Source organism: Roseofilum halophilum BLCC-M91, from assembly GCF_030068445.1.
In the GTDB taxonomy this organism is placed as follows: domain Bacteria; phylum Cyanobacteriota; class Cyanobacteriia; order Cyanobacteriales; family Desertifilaceae; genus Roseofilum; species Roseofilum halophilum.
Genome location: NZ_JAQPOK010000167.1, coordinates 1 through 24,999, shown reverse-complemented (window position 1 = coordinate 24,999; position 24,999 = coordinate 1). Strand labels below are relative to the sequence as shown.

Here is a 24,999-nt window from a genome sequence, read left to right as displayed (position 1 = left end):
TCGAACTCGATTAAGACTTAACGGATATTTGCTCTTGTATTTGCTGAATTTTGCGTTCTCGGAATTCCTCTAAAGCCTTTTGCAGGTCTTCAGGTTCTACGCCTTCGGGTAGATCGACTGTAGAGAGGGACTGAATCATACCAGAAACCAACTGACTAAATCCCTCAATCCGGTCGTCGGCGGATAACTTTTGTTGAGTATTTTGAGCTACAGTCGGATGAGTAAGAATCGGCGAAACTTTATAATTCAACATTCTAAGCACCTCTGATGCAAATAGATGACCCTAAGATTATATCCTTATCATAAAATATGTCTCGGATCTGACAACCGCCTTGTTACAATTATAGATGTTTACGGCTCTTTCTTGTCCACTCAATAAACATATTTAAGTATAATCACAGATAGTTGAATTGAAGTGGAAAAAGGATCGTATAATGAAAAAGTGTTTTTCTGAAGAATTTGCTGAGTTTTCCACCCATAATCCTAAAGAATTGGGAATGACTGCTAACGCCTTTGCCTATATCTACCAATCTCAGAACCACCACTGGTTACAGTTTGAAAATCCATTTAAAGTCTATTGTTTGACTGAAAATTCTGGAAATCTGCTCTCGACTTTAGAGGAGATTGAAAACCAAGTGGAAACACGGGGTTGTTATGCCGTGGGAATACTGAGTTATGAAGCGTCTCCTGTCTTTGATAGCGCCTTAACGGTGCATGAAGACCCTGATTTTCCTAAGCTTTGGTTTGCGCTCTACGATCGCCCCTCTCGCATTCTTACCCCCCAGGAATTCATCAACCTCCACCGTGATACTATTGATCCGGGAATCAACTGGGAAAGTGAACTGACAGAAGATGAGTTTCATCAGGCGATCGCCCGCGTTCAACACTACATCAGCCAAGGCGATACTTTCCAGGTAAACTATTCCTTCCGCCTGCGATCGCCCTTTAGCGGCGATCCGAACTGGGCCTTAAGCTTTCTGCGGCGATCGCCCCCCGCCCCCTATTCCGCCTACCTGGACATGGGGCGCTATATCATTGCCTCCTCTTCCCCCGAACTCTTTTTCACCCTCGACGGTTCCACCTTCACCAGCAAACCCATGAAAGGAACCGCTCCACGGGGAAAAACCCTCACCGAAGACCGTCAGCTTGCCCAATGGTTACACCATTCCCAGAAAAACCGCGCCGAAAATGTCATGATCGTCGATATGGTTCGCAACGATATCGGCCGAGTCGCCAACATTGGTAGCGTCCAAGTGCCGCACCTATTCGAGGTTGAGCGCTATGCCACCGTCTGGCAAATGACCTCAACCGTCACCGCTCAAACGCGATCGCCCCTGAGCCAAATTCTCGCCAATATCTTCCCCTGCGCCTCCATTACCGGCGCACCCAAAGCCCGCACCATGGAGATTATCAAAGAACTCGAACGCTCTCCCCGACGCATCTATACCGGGGCGATCGGTCTTCTCCGTCCCGGACGCAGAGCGCAATTTAACGTCGCCATCCGTACCCTACTGATCGACAAACACGCCCAACAAGTTGAATACGGCATCGGTAGCGGCATCGTCACCGACTCCAACACTCAAGAAGAATATGAAGAATGCTACATAAAATCCCGCGTTATCACCCAGCAACAGCCCCCCTTCTCCCTCCTAGAAACCCTCCTCTGGACTCCCCACGCTGGCTATTTCCTGCTCTCCTACCACCTGCAACGGCTCCAAGACTCCGCCGAATACTTTAATATTCCCCTCAACCTTCCCCAACTGCTCCACCAACTGCAAACCCTCGCCCCCACCCTCAAGCGCTCTCCCCACAAAATCCGCCTGTTGATCGATTCCCAAGGAGCATTAACCCTAGAATCCTCCCCCATTTCTTCCCCTTCCTCCTTCACTCCTCTCACCGTCAAACTTGCCCCCCAACCTATTGACTCCTCCAGCATCTGGCTCTACCACAAAACCACCCATCGCCAAATCTACGAGCAAACCCGCTCTGCGGTTAGCGACTGCGATGATGTGCTGCTCTGGAACGAACACCATCAAATCACCGAAGCGAGTATTGCCAATCTTATTCTCCATTGGCAAGGACAATGGATTACCCCTCCCCTCAGTTGTGGACTCTTACCCGGTGCATTCCGCGCCTGGCTTTTAGAGCGTCACCTAATCCGCGAACACCCCATTACCCTCGATATGATTACCCCATCCTCTACTCTTTATCTGATTAACTCGGTTAGAGGATGGCAAAGTGCGCGGTTAGGCGACATTCCCTATCAAAGTCAAAGTATTTGTTCATCTAGTAACCAATAGGTAGTCATTTTCCCTCGACCTTTTACATTAAATATTCCACGTTTTTCTAATTTGAATTTGTATTTTAGCTGATCGTAGGTGGCTTGGGTAACTTGAATTTTACCGGGTAAACCTTGGGATTCCATGCGAGAAGCTACATTTACCGTATCTCCCCACAAATCCAATTGCAATTTACTCATCCCAATGACACCCGCTACCACTGGGCCTGTATTCATGCCAATCCGTAATTGAAAGGGTTTATTTTTAAGCATTTCTATCTCTTTTGTTAGGGGCAAAGGGCGATGAAATTCCTTGATCTTATTTTGCATTGCTAAAGCTAATTTCGCTACCCTCTCAACCGAATGATCTGGATTTTGATTGGGCTGCATCGGCAATCCTCCCACCACCATATAAGCATCTCCGATGGTTTTTATTTTTTCGAGTCCATAATGCTTGGTGAGTTTATCAAAACTGGAAAAAATTTCATTGAGCAAGGTGACTAACTCCGTAGAATCGAGTTGGGCAGATAGCTCGGTAAAGCCTACCAAATCAGCAAATAACACTGTGGCTTCGGGTAAATGATCGGCAATGGTATGACGATTTTTCTTCAACTTTTCAGCAATATATTGGGGCAGAATATTTAAGAGAAGTTCTTCAGATATTCTTCTTTGTTTTCGCAACTCCTCTTCCATTTTGCGTTTTTCTGTAATGTTGCGTACAGTCCCTTCAAAATATAGCAATTCTCCCTGGTCGTTGGTTATTTTACGCACACTCTCAGAAATCCAAATTTTATCCCCATTCTTGCAATAAATTTCTGATTCAAACTCCTCCACATAATCATAAAGCTGCATATAGGCTAAGAATTCATCTCGACGTTGAGGACGAACATAGAAATCTTGATTGACATCAGAAATCGCCTGAATCAGTTCCTGGGGCGAATCATATCCATAGAGTTTAGCTAGGGCTAAATTGGCTTTGATAAATTCACCTTCTGGAGTGGTTTGAAACATGCCATCAATTGCATGTTCAAAAATACTGCGATAATTTGCTTCGGCTTTTTGGCGAGCTTGAGCTTCTTCTTGGAGAAGTTTTTGTAGATTAAGTAGACTTAATTGAATGTTAATTTTTGAGAGGACTTCTTCCACTTGAATGGGTTTAGTGATGTAATCATTTCCACCTACTCTAAAAGCTCTGTTTTTATCTAATTCGCCGTCTAAAGCACTGATAAAAATAACGGGAATCGATCGGTATTGAGGGTCAGATTTAATTTGTTCGCAGAGTTCATAGCCATCTATATGAGGCATCATAATATCGAGCAAGATCAAATCGGGTTGAGACGATCGCACCGCATTGATGGCTAATTCACCATTAATGGCTTTGCGGACACGATACCCTTGTTGAGTGAGAATGTGGGATAAAAAGCGAATATTATTCGGGTTATCATCAACGACTAAAATATCCTGACAAGAGCGTAAAGTGGTGTTGTCGTGCATTATCTGAATTCCCAAGAAGAAAGGGGAGTTGTGGATGAATAGCCAAAATCCCAGAGCTTCGATCGCTTCTTTCCCTTTATAACACTTACCCTAGAGCCTCGATCGCCTCCCGTAAATCAGACTCAGTATCTGGAATCTCTTGGAGGAGTTTGCGGATCAAGTCTTCATCGGCTTGGATCGCTCCTTGACTTAACTCCATTAACTGCTCTTGACTTAATGTAACGTTCTGAATGTTTTATTCAAATTTAGCTCAAGCCGATGTTTAAAGTTTTTGTTTATGGAACGCTCAAACCGGGTGAAGTGAATTACCGGCGCTACTGTGAGGGGCATGTAGAGAAGGAAGAAGAGGCGATCGCCTGGGGGCGTTTGTTTTTATTGCCCATGGGTTATCCAGCCCTGACAGTAGGAGCCAACCGGATTCAAGGATATTTACTCCATTTCCACGATTCTAAGCTGCTCAATCAGCTTGACCAATTAGAGGGCTATGACCCCAACTCGCCCCTAGAGGAGAACCAATATCTGCGCCAGTCGATTCCTGTGTTTCGACCAACCGGCGAACCTCTAGGTGAGGTTTTAGCCTACCGAATGAGTATGGAGAAGATTAGGCAATACGGGGGGACGGAGTTACTCAACAGCTCTTGGTCTCCCGTATCTGATTAGCGGTCTTTCTGGAGCATTTGGTGCAGATCGCCGGTTGCATTGGGCATTCCCAAGGGATTACTGCCCGATTTGGGGATAGAAATTAGGGGTTGATCGAGGGCAATACGCATCAGTGCTGCTCCCTCTTGAGGACTAGGACTGGTGGCTATTTGGGGAAACAGTTGCCCCGGATTGGTCAAGGTTGTGGATACAGCAGCCACCGCAGCCGCAGCGATCGCCCCTGTACCCCATAATAGGGCCCTACGTTTGGGTCGTCTTTCTAAACGGCCCATCACTTGAGTGACCGTTTCCTCCACCGGTTGCCCCTCCGGAGGAGTCGGCAGCATTTCAAAGCCTTGACGAAGTTTGAGCAAGCGTTGGTAGAGACATTGAACCGTGGGGTCATTGTCTAGCCATTCTTCCACCTGTTGACTTTCTGAGGCACTGGCTTCGCCATCGAGATAGGCACTGAGCAGTTCAAAGCGATCGCGTTTTAACATATCAGGTACACCCATATGTGAGTTGGGGCTGGTGTCATTCCGGGAACGAGCCGGGGATAGATACCCATGCTTCTGGGAATGGGGTTGACAATCAAAGTGAGGAGTCATAGCGGGTCACCTACCAAGTTGATAAACCTAAGATCACACTTAGTGACTAACCCAAGATAGTGTACACCTAATGATCGTAAAAGGGGTATTTAAGTTTCCAATTAATCTTAAGATTCTCAACACCAATTCTGAACCGGCGAGGGTTCATTTTAGCTGTTGAGATACTTCTGGAGTTGAACCTGTAGGCGTTGACGCGCCCTAGCAATCCGGGATTTTACCGTTCCCAGAGATACGCCAGTAATGTCGGCAATTTCTTCATAGGCCATGCCTTCAATCTCTCGCAGGATAATGGTTGTGCGAAACGTTTCCGGCAAATCGGCGATCGCCTGTTTCAGTTTTTCGTAAAACTCTGTTGTCGTCAGGCTCTCTTCCGGGCCTGGCTCATCAGCCGGCAGTTCCCAACTGATTTCCTCATCATCAAAGCGGCGCGGCGCATCTAAAGAAATAGGGGGTCTGACCCGTTTACGCTTACGCAGTTCATCATAAAACAAGTTGGTGGTAATCCGACTTAACCACCCACGAAACTTAGCTGGATCTTTCAGACGCTTAACATTACGATAAACGCGAATCCAGACTTCCTGACCCAAGTCTGCCCGGTCTTGCCAATCTGGAGCCAGATGATAGAGCATCCGATTGACATGGGATTGATATCGTCTGACTAATTCAGCAAACATCAACTTGTCAGGGCGAAGACCCGCCTGACAGCGAACAATGAGATCGGTGTTTGAGAGTTTTTCGGGCTGCACAGGTGCTTGAGGAACTCCTGCCCCAACCGTTGACCAGGATAAAGAAACAGATTGACTCATGGACAGAATTAGTGCTTAAACACTCCAGTCTTTCATGACGCAAGGTTGAGCGCTAAGTTCCCGTTCAATCTCTCCCCAGTTTACCTGAAAGGGGGAATTATCCCCAGGATGGGGTCATCAACTATTCTAGGGGCTGGGATTTTTTCTCGTAATTTGGGGCATAAGCTTGTAATAAATGGCTGACCTGAGAGAGGACGTTTTCACTCTTACCCAGGGCTTGCCGTTCGGGTTCTTGGGGTTTTTCTTGGTTCTTAGAAATGGCCGCCTCAACTTGCTGTTTAATTAACTCCATCAGCTCTTGTTTAGCGCGATCGCGTTGATAGCGGGCCCCTTCTTCTGTGGTCGCATACAGGGGCGGTAAACGATTGAGGGCGTAAGCCGCCACATCACCCAAATCTAGTTTAATCCCTTCTTTTTCTTCGATCGCCGCCACCCGCGTCATGGACTCGGTTAGCACCAATTCTTCCATCACATTAATAAATTGCTTACGAGGAACGGCCACCACTTCGCCCGTTAATAAACACCCCATTAACCGGTCTAAAGCCATGTATTCCTCAATGGATAGCTCTGAGGCATTATCACAAATATTACCCACCTCAGCTTCCATTGCTGGGGTTAAATAGCCATCCTTGAGGGCCTGTTCCACAATCTCTTGGATACTCATAAGACTGAATCTACTCCACAGTGTCCTTGCTCACCATTAACGATATACTGTTCTTCCATCTTCCCCTAGTTTGCCCCAGGATTCTCTACGATCCGGATCAATGTGACATTGTGCAACATTTTAATGGTTGGCAATCGATCGGTTTATTCAATGCCTTCAAAACGCCACGGAACTGGATCGACCGCCACTCCATTCACATAGAGTCCCCAATGTAGATGGGGCCCGGTGGATGTACCGGTCGATCCGACTGTACCAATGACTTGACCGGCTTTGACCATTTCTCCTTCCTGAACCTTAATCGTATGCAGATGAATAAAAATGCTCAAAATGCCCTGGCCATGATCTAAGCCGATGGTGTTGCCATGGAGTTCAAACCCATTCGCCTCTTTACCCACCAGAGAAATTCTTCCCGCAGCAGGAGCTACCACAGGGGAACCGGTGGGGGCAGCATAATCGACTCCCCGATGGTAATAATTTTCGGCAAATTCGCCGTTATAGTACCGTTGAACGCCAAAGATGGTGGACACATAGCCAGAGTTGGGGCGTAAAAAGGGGCCATTCCAGAATTTTTGGGGCGTGACGAGGCGTTTAAACTCGTCTACCCGGTCAAATTCGTAGTCGGTTCCGCGAATGGCTGCATCACTTTCGGAAAACCAAATGCTTTGGGTGGGAAAGGAGCGATCGCCCATTTGAACTCTCACGGTTTCGCTGGTTCCATCCCCTTGCACTTCAATCGACCAAGTACCCGGTCGATCCAGGGGACTCGACGGAACCAAGGCCCGAAATCGATTGGGACTTAGGGGAAATGCAGGGTAGGTACTATTGCCCATTTGTACCGTGGGGGGTTCGGGGGTGTTGACCTGGATCTGTACGGAAATGGTATCTCCCAGTTGGGCAGATTGGGGATTCACCCGGACTTGTAAGGCTTGCAAGGGCTGGCTTAGGGCGGCCCAAGAGACTAGGGTAATTAAGGCGGATTGATATCGGTTAAAGACGTTCATCGATCGTGGATTGAGGAAACTTAGCTAAGGGACAAGAAGTTAGGGTTTGGGTTTGATAAAAACAATCGCTTGTCGCCAGACGATCGTGGGTTGTTCATAGTGATCCATCAAGCAGATACAGTTGACATCTTGCCAAACAATTTTGCCTACAATCAGGTCGTCGGTGACTAACTTGAGTTCCACTTCATTCTGTTCTTGGATGAAGTTCTGGATGTTGCGAACACTGGGCAAGGTGGTATCGAACTCGGACATAGTTTTAAGAGGGGTAATGACGGTTTAATCGGGAATTAGAGCCTCCCGAACAAAGTTTAACAAGGTATGTCTGAAAATGGGAGAGGGCGTGGGGAGATGGGGGAATGGGGAGATAGGGGGATCGCCGATTACCCATTACCATAATTAAATATTGAGTAGGGCAAGGTTATGGAACTGCAATTTACCAAGTACCAGGGATTGGGAAATGATTTTATTTTGCTGGATAATCGGGCAAGCGATCGGCCTATGATTACGCCGGAGCAGGCAGCCCAGTTGTGCGATCGCCATTTTGGTATTGGAGCCGATGGGGTGATTTTTGCTCTCCCTGGACAAGAGGGGACAGATTACACCATGCGGATTTTTAATTCTGATGGCTCGGAACCGCAGATGTGTGGCAATGGGATTCGCTGTTTTGCCCAGTTTGTTGCCCACTTAGATGGCTCTGGAAAGGCGGAATATCAGATTTCTACTTTGGCCGGGGTAATGGTTCCTAAACTGGGGTCACAGGGTCAGGTAACGGTGGATATGGGCATTCCTCGGTTAGGGGGTGCAGAGATTCCCACCACCTTGGGATCGGGTAGCGCTCCGGTGGTGGATCGTGCTTTGGAGGTGGGGGGAAATGCCTGGCTGGTAACCTGTGTGAGTATGGGAAATCCCCATTGTGTGACGTTTGTGGAGGATGTGGAGAAAGTCGCCTTAGAACAGATTGGCCCCCAATTTGAACATCATCCGGCCTTTCCAGAACGCATTAACGCTGAATTTGTACAGGCGATCGCCTCTAACCGGGTAAAAATGCGGGTTTGGGAACGAGGTGCTGGAATCACCTTGGCTTGTGGGACGGGGGCTTGTGCAACGGTTGTAGCTGGGGTACTCTCTAAGAAGTGCGATCGCCATACGACAGTCGAATTGCCGGGTGGCGATCTCGACATTGAATGGGCCACAAACGATAGACTATACATGACGGGCCCAGCTCAAGCAGTGTTTACCGGCCAAGTTGTAATCTAAAGAGGACGATTCATGGGTGGGGGAATTTATCTGATTCAGGATGAGGATCATTTGGTGGAAATGACGGAACAATCCTATGATTCAGAGGAGCGCCTGCAAGAGTTAATTGAAAAATATCCCAATCTTTTAGCAGGCGATCAGATCGATCGAGCTACCCCCAGACGGTGGTTAGGGATCACTCGTGAAGTGACCTCCACCCTGGATGAAGAGGATGATAATAGTTGGTCTTTAGATCACTTATTCGTCGATCAAGATGGCATCCCCACCCTAGTTGCGGTTCAGGGAGAGGATAGCAAGCGATCGCGCCGGGAAATGATGGGCAAAATGTTAGAATATGCCGCCCAACTGCCCCTACACTGGCCCGTAGAAGCGGTCATTTCCCAATTTGAACTCAATTGTCGGGAGCAAGGACGAGATCCCGAACAGGTGTTTGAATCCTTTTTAGGAACCGACGTAGATGAGGAAAAATTCTGGCAGAAAGTTAAAACCCATTTGCAAGCGGGGCAAGTGCGCTTAATTTTTGTCTCCGATGAAATTTCGCCGGAGTTTCGAGTGATGATTGAGTTCCTCAATACTCAAATCGATCCCTTGGAAATTTTGGGTCTGGAGGTGAAGCAATATGTGAGTGAAGCCGGATTAAAAACCCTCGTTCCTCGCGTGATTGGCAAAACCGCAGAATCCCAGCAGAAAAAAGCCAGTACCGTGCTAGAGCGCAGGCGTTGGGATAAAACATCATTTTTCTATGAATATGAGACACGACAGAGCTACGAAGAGGCGCAAATCGTGCGCCAGTTGTATGATTGGGTCACCCAACATCAGCCCTTGAAAATTAAATGGGGAATGGGAGATACCTATGGTGGATTTTCGGTTTGGGTATCGCCGCCGAATGGAGAAATGAGCGAGTTTTTTAGTATTAGTATTGATGGCGTGCTTCAAATTTCCTCTAGAAGTTATGCTACCCTGCCTCCTTTCGATCAAAAGAAGGAATGGGACTATTTAAGAAATCAGTTTAGTGCCATTGGTTTATCCCTCCCCGTCGATCCGGTTGAACCCCGGTTAACCAGTTTTGTCCTATCGAGTTTACAGGATGAATCTGCCTTAAATCGGGTGATTAATGTATTGGATGCAGTGCTGGTTAAGGTAATGGGTTAGGGTTAGGGAATAGGGAATCGAGAGACGGGGACGCGGAGATTAACCATTCATAGTTGTTAGTTGTTAGTTGTTCATTGTTAATTGTTCATTATCTTTCCAAAGGTTACCGAGAATATAGGTAGCTTCGATGTTGCGATCGTCTCCTAAAATCATCAAGGTAAACAGTTGATCGGCGAGTTCGGATAAAGTTTCTGGCGGCATTTGGTTTTGATTGCGTAATTTCATTAAGGGAGTTGAAGCAGGATTAATGATGATAAAATCTGCTTCTTTTCCGGGTTCAAAATTACCTATTTTAGCCTCTAAATGTAAGGCTTGAGCTGCGCCTAATGTAGATAAGTAAAAGCCTTGGAAGGGGGAAAGGGCTTGTCCTTGCAGTTGCAGCACTTTATACCCATCTCCCATGGTTTTGAACAGGGAAAAGCTGGTTCCTGCCCCCACATCGGTGGCTAACCCAACGGGAATGGCAGGGGATGGGGTTTGGGTGGCTTGTAAATTGAATAATCCGCTACCGAGGAATAGGTTAGACGTAGGACAAAAGGCGATCGCGCTCTGGCTTTGACTTAACCGTTGCCGTTCCGAGTCACTCAGGTGGATACCATGGGCAAAAATAGAGCGTTCTGTGACTAATCCAAACTGCTCATAAACATTCAGATAATCGGACGCTTTCGGAAAAAGCTGTTTAATCCATGCAATTTCTTGGGTATTTTCCGATAAGTGGGTATGCAGATAAAGATCGGAATATTGACGGAGTAAATAACCGGCTATTTCTAAATCTTCTGGTGTTGAAGTGGGGGCAAATCTCGGTGTAACCGCATAGAGTAATCGGTCTTGGCGATGCCATTTTTGGATTAAATTTTGGGTTTGCTCATAAGCGCTTTGAGGGGTATTTAACAAAAAATCGGGAGCATTGCGATTCATCAACATTTGCCCGGCAATCATTCGCATCTGGCGTTCTTGGGCAGCCGTAAATAAAACGTCAACCGATTGAGGGAAAATGGTGGTGAGAACGACGGCTGTGGTTGTGCCATTGCGGAGCAGTTCATCGAGGAAAAAATCGGCAATGGTTTGGGCATAGTCTGGATCTTGAAATTTTTTTTCTACCGGAAATACATATTTTTCTAGCCATTCTAATAACTGCTCTCCATAGGAGGCGATCGTTTCCGTTTGCGGATAGTGGATATGAAGGTCAATAAAACCGGGTAAAATTAGTTTACCGGAATAGTCTGTAATGTCCAGATGGGGGTATTGAGTGTGGAGGGTTTGGTAGTCGCCGATCGCTTTAATTTGCCCGTTTTCTAGGATGAGTAAGCCATCGGGAAAATAGCGTACACTCTCTGATTCCCGATGAAGGAAGGGGTTATGGAGAAAATCGGCGATCGCCCCCCGGAAGGCTGGGTAAGCAGCAGAATGGGCAGACATGGAGCAAATGAGTTAGGGTAAACTAAGGGTCTAACTTGACTTTTCTGAAATCATTCTAATATAAATAAGTATTGCGTCATCAGAGTTTAGCCATGGAAACAGTGCAACTGGGTCAAACGGATATTCGGGTCACTCCCTTGGGAATCGGCACATGGGCTTGGGGTGATAAACTGTTTTGGGATTATGGCAATACCTATGGCGAAGCGGAGATTAGAAAAGCGTTTGAGGCAAGCCTAGAAGGGGAAATCAGTTTTTTTGATACAGCAGAAGTGTATGGGTTGGGAGAGTCGGAATCTTTGATCGGTCGGTTAATGAAAGAAACCGGGCGATCGCCGCAAATCGCCACTAAATATTTCCCCGTGCCTTGGCGCATTAAACCGGAAACCGTATCCGAGGCGATTACCAATAGTTTGAACCGGCTACAAGTGGATTATATTGAACTCTATCAGATCCATCAACCCGTCAGTTTTCTGATGAGTCAAGAAACCTTGCTCAATACATTAGCGGATGAAGTGACACGAGGCAGAATTCAAAGCATAGGAGTGAGCAACTATTCCGCCCAGCAAATGCGGAAAGCTCACGAAATTTTAGCCAACAAAGGAATTCCCCTAGCCGTGAATCAGGTGAAGTATTCCTTACTGAGTCGGAAAATTGAGGTCAATGGAATTCTGGAAACAGCTCGCGAGTTAGGCATTACGATTTTAGCCTATAGTCCCCTGGCACAAGGATTATTGACGGGTAAATATACATCGGTTAATGCTCCAACGGGAGCCAGAAAACTTAGCCCAGAATTTGGCCGGGAAGGATTACGAAAAATTGCCCCCGTGATTTCCCGCTTAAAACGGATTGCCGATCAATACAAGAAAACCCCCTCTCAAGTGGCTCTGAATTGGCTGATTTGCCAAGGAGTGATTCCTATTCCGGGGGCGAAAACTGCCAAGCAAGCGAAAGATAATGCGGGTGCTTTAGGATGGAGCTTAAAACAAGAGGATGTGGATGATTTAGAAGAAGTCACCCGTCCTTGGTTGAGTTAGAGTTGAGAGAGATTTTGCAGCAGTTTTCGCTGCTATGCGATACATTTCGATCCCCCCAGCCCCCTTAAAAAAGGGGGGCTGTAAAAGTCCCCAACCCAAATAAGCCAGAGATCAGGACAATCACGCTGCTAAGGGCTTGTTTTTGGGAAAAAGAAAGCACAAACCCAATGGGGCCGCGCTTTTTCCAGGAGCGTTTTTTGGGCTTCCCTAAAGCTTGGGTGATTCGGTCTAATAAAATTGCCACTAAAACAATGCTGATCCCGCCAACGGTGGCTAATCCCACATCTAACCGGCCGATGCCTCGCAAGACCATTTGACCGAGACCTTCGACGGAAATCATGGAGGCAACGACTACCATGGAGAGCGCTAAGAGAATAGATTGATTAATCCCAGCGAGGATCGTGGGCAAGGCTAAAGGAACTTGGGCTTCCCAGAGAACTTGGTTGGGGGTAGAACCAAAGGCGATCGCCGCTTCGACTACTTCTTTCGAGACTTGACGAATCCCCAGATTGGTTAATCGAATCAGGGGCGGCACGGCAAAAATTAAGGTAACAATGACTCCGGGGACTTCTCCAATCCCAAAGAGCATGACTACGGGAACCAAATACACAAAGGAAGGCAAGGTTTGCATGGCATCGAGAAGGGGGCGCAAAATGGAGTCAAAGCGATCGCTTCTAGCCGCTAAAATGCCAATCGGTAAACCAATAATGATACAAAAGGTCACCGCACAAACAACTAGGGATAAGGTAGTCATGGCCGGTTCCCAGGTTCCCAGTAAGCCAATCCCTGTCATGGCGACTAGACTATAGATGGCAATCCCAGAACCACACCATTGCCATACCAGTAGCCCTAATAGAATTAAAAATAAGGTCGGAGGAATAGCTAATAAACTGGCTTCAATGGTAGTGAGAACGACAGAGAACGGAATTCTAATCAGTTGGAAAATCCAGCGAAATTGATCGACCAAGAAATTTACCAAGCTGCTAACCCAATTCCCTAGGGGTAGGGTATACAGTTGAAAGGGGTCAAGGAAAACTGGAGTTTCACTGATTAAAGATGGGGATAAAGAGTCAATCATGAATTTATTCAACGCAACAACATAACTTAAGATCTCTTATGCTCTGGGGCTACTCATACTCATTAACACTTCTTTGGGGGTAATGATGCCATGGAATTGGCCATCCGCATTGGTGACGGCGATCGGCAGACCAGAATCCGATAGGGAAAAGGCTGCTTCTAAGCAATGAAAATCTTCGATCCTGGGAAAGTCATTGACCATCAGATCGGCTAAATTTTGATTGCCATTGTTGAGGGCATATTCTAGACGGTGTTTCTGAAGTAACCCGACGGGAACTTTCTCTTCATTCACCACATAGAGTTGATTCACCCCTTGTTGTTCCATTTGTTCGAGGACAAGCCCAATCCTATGTCGATCGCCATTTAAGGGGTTAGTTTTCCGGGATACTGTGCCAATTTTTACTACTTGAGCGCGATTGACCTCTTGGGTAAAGGCCCTGACATACTCATCAATGGGACGTAAAACTAAGTCTTCGGGAGTACCCACTTGTACCACTGCACCATCTTTCATGATCGCCACGCGATCGCCAATTTTTAGCGCCTCTTGAATATCATGACTAATAAATACAATCGTTTTACGGAGTTCTGCTTGCAACCGCATCAATTCATCTTGCATTTCCCGGCGAATCAACGGATCGAGGGCACTAAAGGCTTCATCCATCAACAAAATCTCCGCATCAGTAGCTAACGCTCGCGCTAAACCCACCCGTTGTTGCATTCCCCCACTCAACGATGAAGGTAAATAATTGCGCCAGTCTGCTAACCCCACTCGCTCTAAAATGTCTATAGCCTTCTCTCGGCGTTCCTTAAGATCCATCCCTTGCACCTTCAAACCATAGGCCACATTTTCGATGACACTCTGATGGGGAAACAAGCCAAACTTCTGAAACACCATGGCAATTTTAGTGCGGCGAATTTCCCGAATTCGCTTTTGACTCGTATGCACCACCTCCTCGCCATCAATATAGATATTGCCACTGGTGGGTTCAATCAAGCGATTAATGCAACGAACCAGGGTTGATTTCCCCGATCCAGACAATCCCATAATTACAAAGAGTTCCCCGCGATTAATTTTCAGGGAAACATCAGCGATACCCAGCACATTACCCGTTTCTTTCAAGATCATCTCGCGGGTTGCCCCCTCTCGAAACCGTTGCAAAGCTGTTGAGGTATGTTTACCGTAAATTTTGATTAAGTTTTCCAGGTGGATTTTGGTTTCAGTCATGCTGATTTTAGAGATAACATCAAATAGCGCTTCATGGGTAGTCAACTAGGGCGCTCTATATACACTATAAACGACGACTCCCTTTTTCTGTGCTTGAATAGGAGTATAGTACAATTAAGACCAGATCCTGTTATGAAAGCGATCGCCGAGTCTAATGAGGTAGTCCTGACGAAAATGGGGTGGAGTTATTATCAGATTTACTGGTGCTTCAGAAGAAGTAAAAAATTTATCAATTATTCGCTCCCTTTGAGCGCTGCCAAAATGATATTTTGATGCTAATTTAACATTCAATATACTTAAACAACGAACTCCCCGCCACACGAGTCCGCCCTGCTGCCTTCTGCCATACCTCCAACACCACCTCATCCAAACTTTGCCCATCAGCCTCTACCATCCGAGAAATCATACCAATTTTCCCAAACGACCAAAACAAACCTGCCTCCAGCAAATAGGGTTCATTCGTTTGGGCATGTACCCGAAAATCATACAAAGAATAATCGCGACAGCCTAGAGCAATATGGGCTTTCTTCGCAGCATCAGCCACCCTCTCAAATAGCTCTGGAGTCACATCCGCAGGACAAACCGGTTTAACCGGCGAATTTTGCGGTTGTCGATAAGGCGTTCCATCCGATCGCAGCTCATACTTATCGGTTACCGTTCTAATAGGATGCTCCTCACTCACCAAATACTCAATCATCGGCGCTACCCATAACTCTCCCTGGCGCTCAATCACCCCTACCCGCAACTCTCTGCCAGGGATATACTCTTCTACCACCAAAACCTCATCATGTTCAAAGCCCACTCGCAACGCTTCAGCAATTTGCTCTTCCTTCCAAACCAACGTTAATCCTAAAGAATTATCTTCCGAGCTTGGTTTAACAATTAATGGAGGCTCTAGGGTTACCCTATCCCCTTGGCGCACCACTTGCCCTTGGGCAACACGAACCCCAGCCCCAGACACCACACTTTTAGTATGAGCTTTGTTCGCTGCTAGAGCCGTACAATGGCATGGAGAACCCACCACCGGTAAACCCAAAATATCCTCAAACAATGCTCGAAAACTCGTCATCCCAGGAAAACAAAACATATGGGGAATGACAAGATTAATCTCAGGGAGTTTAGCAATCATCTCCTGAAGTGATATCTTTTCTGATAGGTTTTCTAAAGACGTTCCCAACTGCCAAAACCCATCGGGATGGACAACTGCATAGTTACTGCTCACCCCTGGAGGTTGGATCGCGGCTTGGGCATAAATCAGCGATAGATTGTGGTAAAATTCCGAGACGCGAGAACCGGCTAGGTGCAATACGCGCAATTGAGACTCGATCGATTGAGTTTTATTCATTATTTTTAACCAAAAAACTATTTAATATCCCCAAAATTTTGAGTTCCACTAAAATCGGTGCAACGATTAATTCAGAGCGAGCTTTTTCAGACCCTATCGCTACGGCTAACGGCAGATATTCTTCTAAAGCTTCGAGAATAAATGGACTGGGTAAAACCTCTGGTAAGGTATTAAATTTTCCTTTGCTGCCTGTCAAGATTATGTTAAAGTCTTTCTTGAGTTTATCTAAGGTGAATTTACTGTAATACATAATACTTAAAAAGTAGATTTGTAGAGTGGAAAATGCCCACCCTACAATTGAGTAATACACCGGACTTGATATCATCTAATCCCAATCTAATTCGATCAACTTGCCGATATTGAAATCAATCCTAACCCAACCTTTCATTTTTTTCAGATTCTGCAATAAAAGTACAGGAATTTGCCAATGATGTACCATCAAAAATGGCAGAGGGTCATCCCATTGAAAAATGCCATCTGTACCTTCTGTTATTCGTTTCATCCAAGCCTTGAATTGCCCAAAAGATCGAATACCGGTCAGTCGCCACAGTTCGTGGTAAGTCCAGTATGTGGCTTTACTGTCGGGTAGGGGAAAAATGGGGCTTTTAGTTTCATCTTCAGCGTCTTTCAAATAAGCATCGGCAACTCCGGGATGATTGTGAAAGGTGGTAATGGCGGAATGGGTTCTCGGATTGCATTCTAGGGGATAAACTTGTCCATCTTCGGTTTTAATAAAATCAAAGGAGATTTGCCCCGTGAGATTTAATCCTTTGACAAAGGTTTCCACCCATTGATAAATTTTAGGTTCTTCTACATGGTGATAGTTGACTTGAAATTCCGAGGATTCGCAACAGCAATGCAGTCTAATTTTACCATTCCTAACGGTGCTATGGGTACAATATTCTTTACCTCGAATAAATTCTTGCATAATCCAAGATTTATCTTTGCTGATGGGCATTTTTTTGACAAATGCTTCCATTTCTTGCTCAGATTTCATCGGTAGCTTGGTCATGTCTAAACGGCGCACGGAGTCGTAGGGAATGCTTTTGAGGATATATTGACTGCCATCTTGGGCAAAATCAAAATCAAGAATTTGCTGAAAGTTGGTTATCAAAAAGGATTTGGGAACAGATAAACCGAGAATTTTAGCTTTTTCGATAAATGTGAATTTATTGTCTAATAGCTCAGTAATCTCCGGATCGAAGTGAAAGACTTCGCAATAGGGGGAGAGAATTGCTTTTAGTCGCGATTCATCATAACTGCCTACGGCACTGGATACGGGAATAAAGATATCTATGTTTTTGGTTTGGATAATTTCTAATAAATGTTTACAGTATTTGTTCCAGTTTTTTTTAGGATTGGGAACTGTGTAAAAACCGGCAACGACATTAGAAAATTGATTTCCTGACATCCAATATTTCTCTTCTTCTAGAAGATATACTTGGTGACCTCTACTCTGGAAAAGACGAGCAAGCTGCAAAGATTTAGTCATCTTTGCCCCTGAGATTAATAGATTCTTGGTAGGTTTAGGGTCTTCTTGAGGTTCAAATCGTTGGCTAAACCCAAGCCATACCCATCCGGGCAATACTTTGCATAAATTGAAGGGTAATACAATCGCGAGTAAGGCGAGAACTGCAAGATTCTGAAACAGAGCATATACGCGCGATTGGATTAATAAGATCAATGCCATATTAGGATAAAATTTAGTTTAGGGGATTGTTATGGTCATCGACTAAAATGACTTTAGGATGGTGTAATCGGGCTTCTTCTTCTATCATTTGAGCATAGGCAATGATAATGACTTCATCTCCGACTGAGTTCATCCGAGCGGCTGGGCCGTTCAGACAAATTGTCCGGCTTCCCCATTGGCCGGGAATGGTGTAGGTTTCTAGACGAGAACCATTGTTTACATTGACAACTTGCACTTTTTCGTAGGCAAGAATATTGGCTGTTTTGAGCAGTTCTTCATCAATGGTAATGGAACCTTCGTAGTAGAGTTGAGCTTCTGTGACTTTGACTCGGTGAAGCTTGCTTTTAAACATGGTAATCAACATGATGTTATGACTCCCTAGGATTCAGATGATATGGCATTTCTAATTGATTCGTGTTCATATCCGCTTGCGGAAAATCCTCCTTAAAAAGGGGGACTTTTAATAACTCTAAATCTCTCTTAAAAAGGAGGACTTTCGCTACTTTCTGCGAATTATGGTTACACCATCGCGCAGGGGAAGCAATACTTGCTCTAGTCTGGGGTCTTCGGTGACAAAGCGATTAAATTGGGCGATCGCCTCTCCATTGGCGCTGCGCTGTTCCATTTTCAGGTAAGGTTGCCCTTGCAGCAAGGTATTATCGACCAAGATCCAGCCATTTTCAGCTAATAGGGAAGTCTCTAACAGCCGTTGCAGATACTGAATATACTTACCCTTATCGGCATCGATAAACACAAAATCAAAGGACTCTCTCACCTCGGCCAAGTCTTTCATGATGTCCAAAGCTGGCCCCACTTTGACGGAGATTTTGTCCCCATCGGCGGACTGCTGAAAACAGGTTTGGGCAAATTCGGCTACATAGGGGTCAATTTCACAGGCAATCACCTGTCCATCATCGGGTAAGGCTTCGGCCATGGCGAGGGCAGAATAGCCGGTGAACATGCCAATTTCTAGGATACGCTTTGCACCGGTCATGGACACAAACATTTTTAGGGTTTGCCCTTCCAGATGTCCAGAGAGCATTTCTTGCTCTAACTGACGCACGGTTTCGCCATCGGAAAAGCGCAGTTCCCAGGGTTCTTGACTGGTTTTGTTAGCAAGGTTGGCTAATGCAGAAGATTCTGGGGTGGTATTGGCTTCAATATAGGGGTTGAGTCCAGCCGCGAGTTGATAAGCGCGGTCAATTTGCTCCCTTAATTCCCTGGGGATATTGCTAGATTTGGCTTGTTGAGAAATGGCTTCTAACTGCTCGACTAAAATCCCTAGGGGGGTTACTGCTTTTGGTGGCTGTAGTTCTGGATGATGTTCGCTCATGATGGTTGTTTCCTTACTCTAAGCCTAAATCGCCCAGATACATTTGTTCGCCTGCCCCCCCATCGGGAAACTGGCTACAGATGGTTTGATGCTCTGTTATGGCAGTGTGCAACAGTTCTGGGGAAATCTCTTGAGCGTAATCACATGAGCCGATTTGTCCGTGGGGTAAGGGGGCCCAAAGTCCGCCTTGGCCGCGCTTGCGACGCATGTTTTGCTGGCCGGCTAACATCAGTTCGGTGTCTTCTAAGATGGGATGGTAGACGGCTAAACCGAGGGTGCGACAGAGGGTGATGATGCGATCGCGGTCTTCAGCACTGATCCAATCTAATTTTTCCGCTAAAGTCGCCCCAAAAGCCATGCCAATAGTAACCGCATGGCCATGCATTAATTTAGCGGCGGGTTCAAACCGGGGACTCCAAGTGTGACCGTAGGCATGGGGACGGTCTTGATAAGTTTCAAACATATTCGTCCCTTCATGCTTCATATAGGCATAGAGGGCGCGATAAATGACTTCATCGGCAATTTTTTCTAACTCTGGATCGGCATTGACTGTGGCGAAATGGGTTTTAATTAGGTCTGTGCCATACTGTTCTAAGAGTGCAAATAACTCGCGATCGTCGGTGACGGCCATCTTGATAATTTCGGCCATTCCATTACGGATATGACCGATGGGTAAAGTTCTGAAAAAACTGCGGTCTACTAAAGTTAAAACCGGAGGATGATACACGCCGATACTGTTTTTGAATAGCTCGCCATTGACACAAGTCCGAGGGGAAGGCCCGGCATCAATGGCAGCCACAATGGACGTGCCGATCATCACGTAGGGGGTGCGCCGATGTTGCAAGGCACAGGCTAACCCAGCCACATCACTCAGAACTCCACCGCCGATGACTAAAACGGGTTCGTTGCGGGAAACATCACAGCCTTCTTTACCTAAAAAATGGAGCAGTTGATGGACGGTTTCGGGGGTTTTATCGGATTCCCAAGCGCGACAGACTTTGAGTTCTAAGGGAATTCCATGAACTTGGAAATAGTGGCGTAGGGTTTCTCCGTAAAGTTCCTCAATGGTGCGATCGATAATGCTGACACAGCGTTCGCGCTCTCGATAAAGATTGGCCAAAATTGGGTTTGTGGGGTCTAAAACACCTTGGACAATTTTGACTTCTGCTTGTAGGGTATAGGTGGCTGTAACCTTAAATGAGCGCTGGTCTTCTTCTTGTTGGATTTCACCGTAACCGGTATACCATTCTGAGGTTTGATATCGCTGGTCGTGGGGTCGCCAAATGAGTAAGTTCGGGTCTTTTCTGTCAGATGGGGGAGCGTTTCGGCGATCGCTTGTTGTGCGATCGGAATTGGATAGAGACGGTGCAACCATATGCTTTTCTTGGGTATAAATGCTACATTAAGCCAGGAGTAAGGTCATTAAAGACAGCAATGCTGTCAACCCGTGACTGTTTAAACCCGATCGACAGAGTCTTACAACAGTAACAGGGTGACAGCAATGATCGCCTATAAGGGGGGGTGGAGCCGTTTAGCTGTGGCAGCCGTAGCTAGTTCGGTACTACCTTGGGTGCGCCGTCTGGTGAGGGTATTAAATAACAGTTGCCCGATCGCCTTAATTAAGCTACCTTCGAGTTCATTAAACATTTTCATGTTCATGCCAAAGGCCGCATTCGCTTCTTCGACGATGCGATCGGCTGTTGCCTCATCAATAGGTAAATTATCCATGGTTTCCCGATAGTTAGCCTTGAAGGCCTTCTCATCAGAAATATCAGCAAACTCATAGAATTTAGTTCCCTGTCCTTCCGGTAAACTCATCGCCGTTTGAGCAATTTTTTTCAGGATTTGCCCACCAGATAAATCTCCCATATACCGGGTGTAGAGATGGGAAATCAGTAATTCCGGCTGTTCATTGGAAATTTCCCTAATCCGGTTAACATACTCTTGTCCCACTGGAGATAGGGTAACTTCCTCCCGCCAGTTGCTGCCATAATAGAACGCTAAATCCTGTTCGATGGACTGTTTACGGTTTAGTTCCGGAAAATAGAGAGGCCCTAGAATGGGATGATTCTGGTGGCGCTCCATCTCTTCTTCCATGGCAGAATAGACGAAGTAAAGATTACCAGCCAATTGGCGGTAAGACCCTTTTTCTACGGTTCCTTTTAAGAAACACTTAATAAAACCCATGTTTTCCGCCATGGTGTGGGCTTTCTTCGTGCCCTCGCGGAGCTTGGTCGCTAAATTGGTACTCATCCTAAAACAGTTCCCGATTTTGAAAATGAAAGACGGTCTTAAAAAAATCCTTTGGGTAAGTCTCCACAAAGGCTTGGCAAAGGGGTAGAGTTGATTACTTACCCTCTACAATGCTACCTTAGAACGATTTGATTTAGGTTGACATTAAGTTTCTTAAACTCGACAGAGGCGATCGCCTCCCTTCTAAGCTGCATTGCAACCCTTCTGCTATTCTAGAGTAGCCCAGTATTGACCTAGGAACCGCTACTTTGATGCCCGATCCCCACTTATCCGAGTTTCCCCATAGCCAGTATACCCCCTCAGCTCGTCAGTCAGAAACTCCCTTAAACCCATCTGTAGAGTCTCCGGAGTCCGAGGAAGACTTAGACCTAGAATTTTTGTATACTCGCGATATTGAATTTCGCCAAGAAACCGTTTATTTTATCGTCGTCGATCGCTTCTGTGATGGCGATCCCCGCAATAATGAAGGGCCAAACCCCGAACTCTACGACCCCACCCATGAAGATTGGGGTAAATATTGGGGGGGAGATTTGCAAGGGGTGATTAACAAACTCGACTATTTGAAAAACCTAGGCGTAACGGCCATTTGGCTGACTCCCCTATTTGAACAAATTGAAGAACTCTTTATTGAAAGTGCCGCCATTCATGGCTATTGGATTCAGGACTTTAAGCGCATTAATCCCCGCTTTATTCGCCCCGAAGATAATCCATCTTTGAACGAGACTCAAGAAGAGAAAAATACCCTCTTCGATCAACTCATCGAAGAGCTTCACAAGCGCAACATGAAATTGATCTTAGATATCGTCTGCAACCACAGCAATCCTGATATTAGCGGCCAGAAGGGAATTCTCTATGATGACGGAGTGAAAATTGCTGACTTTAATGATGATAAAGAGCATTGGTATCATCACTATGGTGAAGTGCAAAATTGGGAAGATGAATGGCAAATCCAGAATTGTGAGTTATCGGGATTAGCCACATTTAACGAAAACAATACCGCCTACCGCAGTTATATTAAAGCAGCAATTAAACAATGGATCGATCGCGGAGTAGATGCCCTGCGCGTCGATACCGTCAAGCATATGCCCATTTGGTTTTGGCAAGAATTTAACGCCGAAATTCAAACCCATAAACCCGATATCTTTGTCTTCGGAGAATGGATCTATTCCCATCCTCTCGATGACCGTTCCGTAGAATTTGCCAATCATTCCGGAATGACCCTGTTAGACTTCGGTCTTTGTATGGCTATTCGAGAAGCCTTAGCCCTCGGTTTAGAAGACGGATTTTATCGAATTAAGGATGTTTTAGACCAAGATTATCGCTATTTTGGGGCAACGGAGTTAATCACCTTTATCGATAATCATGATATGTATCGCTTCCAGAGTTTGAATGACGATCCGGAAGTGTTGCATTTGGCGATCGCCTTATTAATGACCACCCGTGGCATTCCTTGTATTTATTACGGAACCGAACAATATCTCTACAATAAAACCAATGTCGATCCAGATAATCACTTTGGAAATAATGACCCCTATAATCGTCCTCTGATGACGCGCTGGAATACGAACACAAAAATCTATTGGACGATTCGTTTATTATCCGGCGTGCGTCGATTTAATCCAGCCGTTTCCATGGGAGGACAATGGGAAAAATACATTACCCCTGATGTCTATTGCTATGTGCGACGTTATCGGGATTCTATTTTGTTTGTAGCCATGAATCGAGGTGAAACGGTGACCTTAGAATCCATTGATACAGAATTACCCGATGGCGAGCATACAGATATTATGTCCTTGGCAAAATATCCGGTTGAAGAAAGTATTCTATCGGATTTAACCTTGGAAAAAAATCAAGTTATTGTCCTCAGTCATGTGGCCGAAAGAGTAACCGGACAAACCATTATTCGCGCCCAACTGAATGGGGTGGATACTCAACCCGGTGAACGCATTGTGGTGACTGGAGATTGTCCAGAGTTGGGGAATTGGGATATTGGCAAAGCCTATCCCTTAGAGTACATTAATTCCAATACCTGGTTTGGTGAAATTCCCTTCAATGAAAGCGTCGGAAAATTGATTAATTACAAATATGCTCTGTGGCGTGAAGGTCAATCTCCTTTAAGAGAAAATATTGTTGCCCGGCGTTGGGTTGTGGCGAGTGAAGGAACCGTGAAATGGCGAGACCATTGGGCATCCGGTCCGGAGTCTTAAGGTGAAATGTAACTATTTCTCGATATTTCTAAAGGTTTGTTACAGTTGTTTGGATAGGGGAACATTTGTGCAATACTGAAGAAAGTATAAAGTAAAGCTGATTGTCAGAGCGCAAATCGACCAATCCTCAGCATAGGCCAACGTCAAAACGCGACTGTATTTCTAGACTTAATCCTTTCAAAACTCCAAAAAAGGTAAGCCTGAGCAGCTAGGGGCTTTACTCCATACCGTTACAATCTCTTAATGGAGGGGAAGAAATAGGCATTTTGTGGATAAATGTATCAAAAAACAACTTAGATAACAAAAGTGTAACCCAATAGGAGAGCAATCTTATGGATGCTAATGAACTTTTACAAAGATATGTCCATGGAGAACGAGATTTTCGTGGATCGGATTTAACCTATGCCAACTTAATTGGTGTGGAGTTAGCCAAATCCAACTTGTCAGGAGCGAACCTAAAAGAAGCATCTTTGGCGAGATCTTTTTTAGAGCGGTGTTTTCTCCAAGAAGCCAACCTCAATGGTGCTTTTTTGTATGGTACAAATTTGAGCTATGTGAAACTCCAAGGATCGGTGTTGATAGAAGCCGACTTGACTAAGGCGGATTTGCGAGGCGCTCATTTGGGAAAAGTGGATTTAACAGGAGCCAAATTGAGCGGAGCCATTTTGACCTGGGTGAATCTATTTCGGGCGAAAATGCCACAGGTGAATCTGTGTGGTTCAAACCTGAATGGGATTAATTTGCGACGAGCGAATCTGGAAGGCGCAAATCTGAATTGGACGAATTTATCCGGAGCGCGGTTAAGTGGCGCAAACTTGCAAGGAGCGGGTTTAAATGGGGTGAAACTCAGTGGCGCATTTTTGAATGGTTTGAAACTGCCCGGTGTGAATTTTAGCGGATTGGAATTGGATTCGGTGAAGTTAAATGGGGCAAAAATGGCCGGTTCTAATTTAGTGGGAGCCGATCTCAGTCAAGCTCAAATGCGTTTTACCCAGTTCGATCAGGCGAATTTGAAACAGGCGGATATGCATGAAACGATCCTCAAAGGGGGTAAGTTTATTCAAGCGAATTTGATGAAAACGAATTTGTGTGAAGCGGATATGCGTAAAGCTGATTTAACGGAAGCGAATCTGAATTTGGCAGATCTGCGAGGAACGGATCTGACGGAAGCGGATTTGCGCGGGGCGTATCTGTGGGGCGCAAATTTGGATGGTGCGTGTTTGCGAGGTGCAGATCTGCGGGGCGCAAGTCTGCGAGATGCGGCTTTGGTAGGCTGTGATTTGCAAGGTGCGAATTTAGAAGGGGCGATGATGCCGGATGGTAAAATCCATGCCTAGGGGTGATGATGCTCTGAAAAATGGTGTATTCTAGAGTCCTGGGTGCGATTCGTTCAGCCTAAAAGCATAGGAATAACACCTGAAGCGTAAGGCTGGCAAGGGTCACAAGCCCTTGACAACTAAGAGATTGTTCCCAAGCGGTGGGAGCGTCTGGACTTCATCCTCACCTAAGAGGGTAGA

The 24,999-nt window shown here is 45.8% G+C and carries 25 protein-coding genes; 7 read left to right on the top strand and 18 right to left on the bottom strand.

Annotation, left to right across the window (positions count from 1 at the left end; all coding sequences use genetic code 11):
- Positions 1 to 10: 10 nt before the first annotated feature.
- On the bottom strand, positions 11 to 253 hold the full coding sequence (locus PJF56_RS21710; protein ID WP_283764815.1) for a hypothetical protein: 243 nt from the start codon (positions 251 to 253) through the stop codon (positions 11 to 13).
- A gap of 181 nt (positions 254 to 434) precedes the next feature.
- On the opposite strand from PJF56_RS21710, the gene pabB reads away from it, so the two are divergent.
- Positions 435 to 2,300 (top strand): aminodeoxychorismate synthase component I, encoded by a 1,866-nt coding sequence (gene pabB / locus PJF56_RS21705; protein WP_283764814.1) that lies wholly within the window; start codon positions 435 to 437, stop codon positions 2,298 to 2,300.
- Here the strand turns inward: pabB and PJF56_RS21700 are convergent.
- Complete coding sequence (locus tag PJF56_RS21700) at positions 2,270 to 3,772, bottom strand: adenylate/guanylate cyclase domain-containing protein (protein WP_283764813.1); 1,503 nt, start codon at positions 3,770 to 3,772, stop codon at positions 2,270 to 2,272. The two genes, pabB and PJF56_RS21700, sit on opposite strands and share 31 nt — an antisense overlap.
- A gap of 85 nt (positions 3,773 to 3,857) precedes the next feature.
- Positions 3,858 to 4,004, bottom strand: coding sequence for a hypothetical protein (locus tag PJF56_RS22435; protein WP_488199629.1), 147 nt, complete (start codon positions 4,002 to 4,004; stop codon positions 3,858 to 3,860).
- A 26-nt stretch (positions 4,005 to 4,030) separates the two neighbouring features.
- On the opposite strand from PJF56_RS22435, the gene PJF56_RS21695 reads away from it, so the two are divergent.
- Complete coding sequence (locus PJF56_RS21695) at positions 4,031 to 4,432, top strand: gamma-glutamylcyclotransferase family protein (protein WP_283764812.1); 402 nt, start codon at positions 4,031 to 4,033, stop codon at positions 4,430 to 4,432.
- Here PJF56_RS21695 and PJF56_RS21690 read toward each other — a convergent pair.
- The 5 genes from PJF56_RS21690 to PJF56_RS21670 form a co-directional block, all read right to left on the bottom strand.
- A complete protein-coding gene (locus PJF56_RS21690) occupies positions 4,429 to 5,019 on the bottom strand; it encodes an anti-sigma factor family protein (RefSeq protein ID WP_283764811.1) in 591 nt (196 codons plus the stop codon). The two genes, PJF56_RS21695 and PJF56_RS21690, sit on opposite strands and share 4 nt — an antisense overlap.
- A gap of 149 nt (positions 5,020 to 5,168) precedes the next feature.
- Complete coding sequence (locus tag PJF56_RS21685) at positions 5,169 to 5,825, bottom strand: sigma-70 family RNA polymerase sigma factor (protein WP_283764810.1); 657 nt, start codon at positions 5,823 to 5,825, stop codon at positions 5,169 to 5,171.
- A 121-nt stretch (positions 5,826 to 5,946) separates the two neighbouring features.
- Complete coding sequence (locus tag PJF56_RS21680; RefSeq protein ID WP_283764809.1) at positions 5,947 to 6,489, bottom strand: late competence development ComFB family protein; 543 nt, start codon at positions 6,487 to 6,489, stop codon at positions 5,947 to 5,949.
- 143 nt (positions 6,490 to 6,632) lie between these two features.
- Positions 6,633 to 7,490, bottom strand: a complete 858-nt coding sequence (locus PJF56_RS21675; protein ID WP_283764808.1) for a M23 family metallopeptidase — start codon at positions 7,488 to 7,490, stop codon at positions 6,633 to 6,635.
- A gap of 39 nt (positions 7,491 to 7,529) precedes the next feature.
- Positions 7,530 to 7,742 carry an Hfq-related RNA-binding protein gene (locus PJF56_RS21670; protein ID WP_283764807.1) on the bottom strand — a complete coding sequence of 71 codons (213 nt, stop codon included), beginning with the start codon at positions 7,740 to 7,742 and terminating at the stop codon, positions 7,530 to 7,532.
- A gap of 168 nt (positions 7,743 to 7,910) precedes the next feature.
- Between PJF56_RS21670 and dapF the strand changes: the two genes are divergently transcribed.
- Both dapF and PJF56_RS21660 read left to right on the top strand, forming a co-directional pair.
- A complete protein-coding gene (dapF, locus tag PJF56_RS21665; protein ID WP_283764806.1) occupies positions 7,911 to 8,747 on the top strand; it encodes a diaminopimelate epimerase in 837 nt (278 codons plus the stop codon).
- A gap of 12 nt (positions 8,748 to 8,759) precedes the next feature.
- A complete protein-coding gene (locus PJF56_RS21660) occupies positions 8,760 to 9,899 on the top strand; it encodes a hypothetical protein (RefSeq protein ID WP_283764805.1) in 1,140 nt (379 codons plus the stop codon).
- Positions 9,900 to 9,962: 63 nt separating this feature from the next.
- Here the strand turns inward: PJF56_RS21660 and guaD are convergent, their stop codons facing one another.
- Complete coding sequence (guaD, locus tag PJF56_RS21655; RefSeq protein WP_283764804.1) at positions 9,963 to 11,318, bottom strand: guanine deaminase; 1,356 nt, start codon at positions 11,316 to 11,318, stop codon at positions 9,963 to 9,965.
- Between the two features lie 92 nt (positions 11,319 to 11,410).
- On the opposite strand from guaD, the gene PJF56_RS21650 reads away from it, so the two are divergent.
- Positions 11,411 to 12,352: an aldo/keto reductase gene (locus PJF56_RS21650; RefSeq protein WP_283764803.1), complete on the top strand. Its 942-nt coding sequence runs from the start codon at positions 11,411 to 11,413 to the stop codon at positions 12,350 to 12,352.
- 64 nt (positions 12,353 to 12,416) lie between these two features.
- Here the strand turns inward: PJF56_RS21650 and PJF56_RS21645 are convergent, their stop codons facing one another.
- The 9 genes from PJF56_RS21645 to PJF56_RS21605 all read right to left on the bottom strand — a co-directional run bounded on the left by PJF56_RS21645 (position 12,417) and on the right by PJF56_RS21605 (position 21,275).
- On the bottom strand, positions 12,417 to 13,430 hold the full coding sequence (locus tag PJF56_RS21645; RefSeq protein ID WP_283764802.1) for an ABC transporter permease: 1,014 nt from the start codon (positions 13,428 to 13,430) through the stop codon (positions 12,417 to 12,419).
- 36 nt (positions 13,431 to 13,466) lie between these two features.
- Entirely contained in the window at positions 13,467 to 14,654 is a 1,188-nt protein-coding gene (locus PJF56_RS21640; RefSeq protein WP_283764801.1) for a quaternary amine ABC transporter ATP-binding protein, read from the bottom strand.
- Positions 14,655 to 14,934: 280 nt separating this feature from the next.
- Positions 14,935 to 15,999, bottom strand: a complete 1,065-nt coding sequence (locus PJF56_RS21635; RefSeq protein WP_283764800.1) for a D-alanine--D-alanine ligase family protein — start codon at positions 15,997 to 15,999, stop codon at positions 14,935 to 14,937.
- Positions 15,992 to 16,249 (bottom strand): hypothetical protein, encoded by a 258-nt coding sequence (locus PJF56_RS21630; RefSeq protein WP_283764799.1) that lies wholly within the window; start codon positions 16,247 to 16,249, stop codon positions 15,992 to 15,994. The genes PJF56_RS21635 and PJF56_RS21630 overlap by 8 nt, the downstream gene beginning before the upstream one ends.
- 75 nt (positions 16,250 to 16,324) lie before the next feature.
- Positions 16,325 to 17,689: an ATP-grasp domain-containing protein gene (locus PJF56_RS21625; protein WP_283764798.1), complete on the bottom strand. Its 1,365-nt coding sequence runs from the start codon at positions 17,687 to 17,689 to the stop codon at positions 16,325 to 16,327.
- A gap of 13 nt (positions 17,690 to 17,702) precedes the next feature.
- Complete coding sequence (gene panD, locus PJF56_RS21620; protein WP_347179611.1) at positions 17,703 to 18,053, bottom strand: aspartate 1-decarboxylase; 351 nt, start codon at positions 18,051 to 18,053, stop codon at positions 17,703 to 17,705.
- A 135-nt stretch (positions 18,054 to 18,188) separates the two neighbouring features.
- On the bottom strand, positions 18,189 to 19,022 hold the full coding sequence (locus PJF56_RS21615) for an O-methyltransferase (protein ID WP_283764796.1): 834 nt from the start codon (positions 19,020 to 19,022) through the stop codon (positions 18,189 to 18,191).
- A gap of 13 nt (positions 19,023 to 19,035) precedes the next feature.
- Complete coding sequence (locus PJF56_RS21610) at positions 19,036 to 20,397, bottom strand: sedoheptulose 7-phosphate cyclase (RefSeq protein WP_283764795.1); 1,362 nt, start codon at positions 20,395 to 20,397, stop codon at positions 19,036 to 19,038.
- Positions 20,398 to 20,531: 134 nt separating this feature from the next.
- Entirely contained in the window at positions 20,532 to 21,275 is a 744-nt protein-coding gene (locus tag PJF56_RS21605) for a biliverdin-producing heme oxygenase (RefSeq protein WP_283764794.1), read from the bottom strand.
- Between the two features lie 251 nt (positions 21,276 to 21,526).
- Between PJF56_RS21605 and PJF56_RS21600 the strand changes: the two genes are divergently transcribed.
- Together PJF56_RS21600 and PJF56_RS21595 are read left to right on the top strand one after the other, a co-directional pair.
- A complete protein-coding gene (locus tag PJF56_RS21600; RefSeq protein ID WP_283764793.1) occupies positions 21,527 to 23,482 on the top strand; it encodes an alpha-amylase family glycosyl hydrolase in 1,956 nt (651 codons plus the stop codon).
- A gap of 332 nt (positions 23,483 to 23,814) precedes the next feature.
- Positions 23,815 to 24,819 carry a pentapeptide repeat-containing protein gene (locus PJF56_RS21595; RefSeq protein ID WP_283764792.1) on the top strand — a complete coding sequence of 335 codons (1,005 nt, stop codon included), beginning with the start codon at positions 23,815 to 23,817 and terminating at the stop codon, positions 24,817 to 24,819.
- Positions 24,820 to 24,999 lie beyond the last annotated feature (180 nt).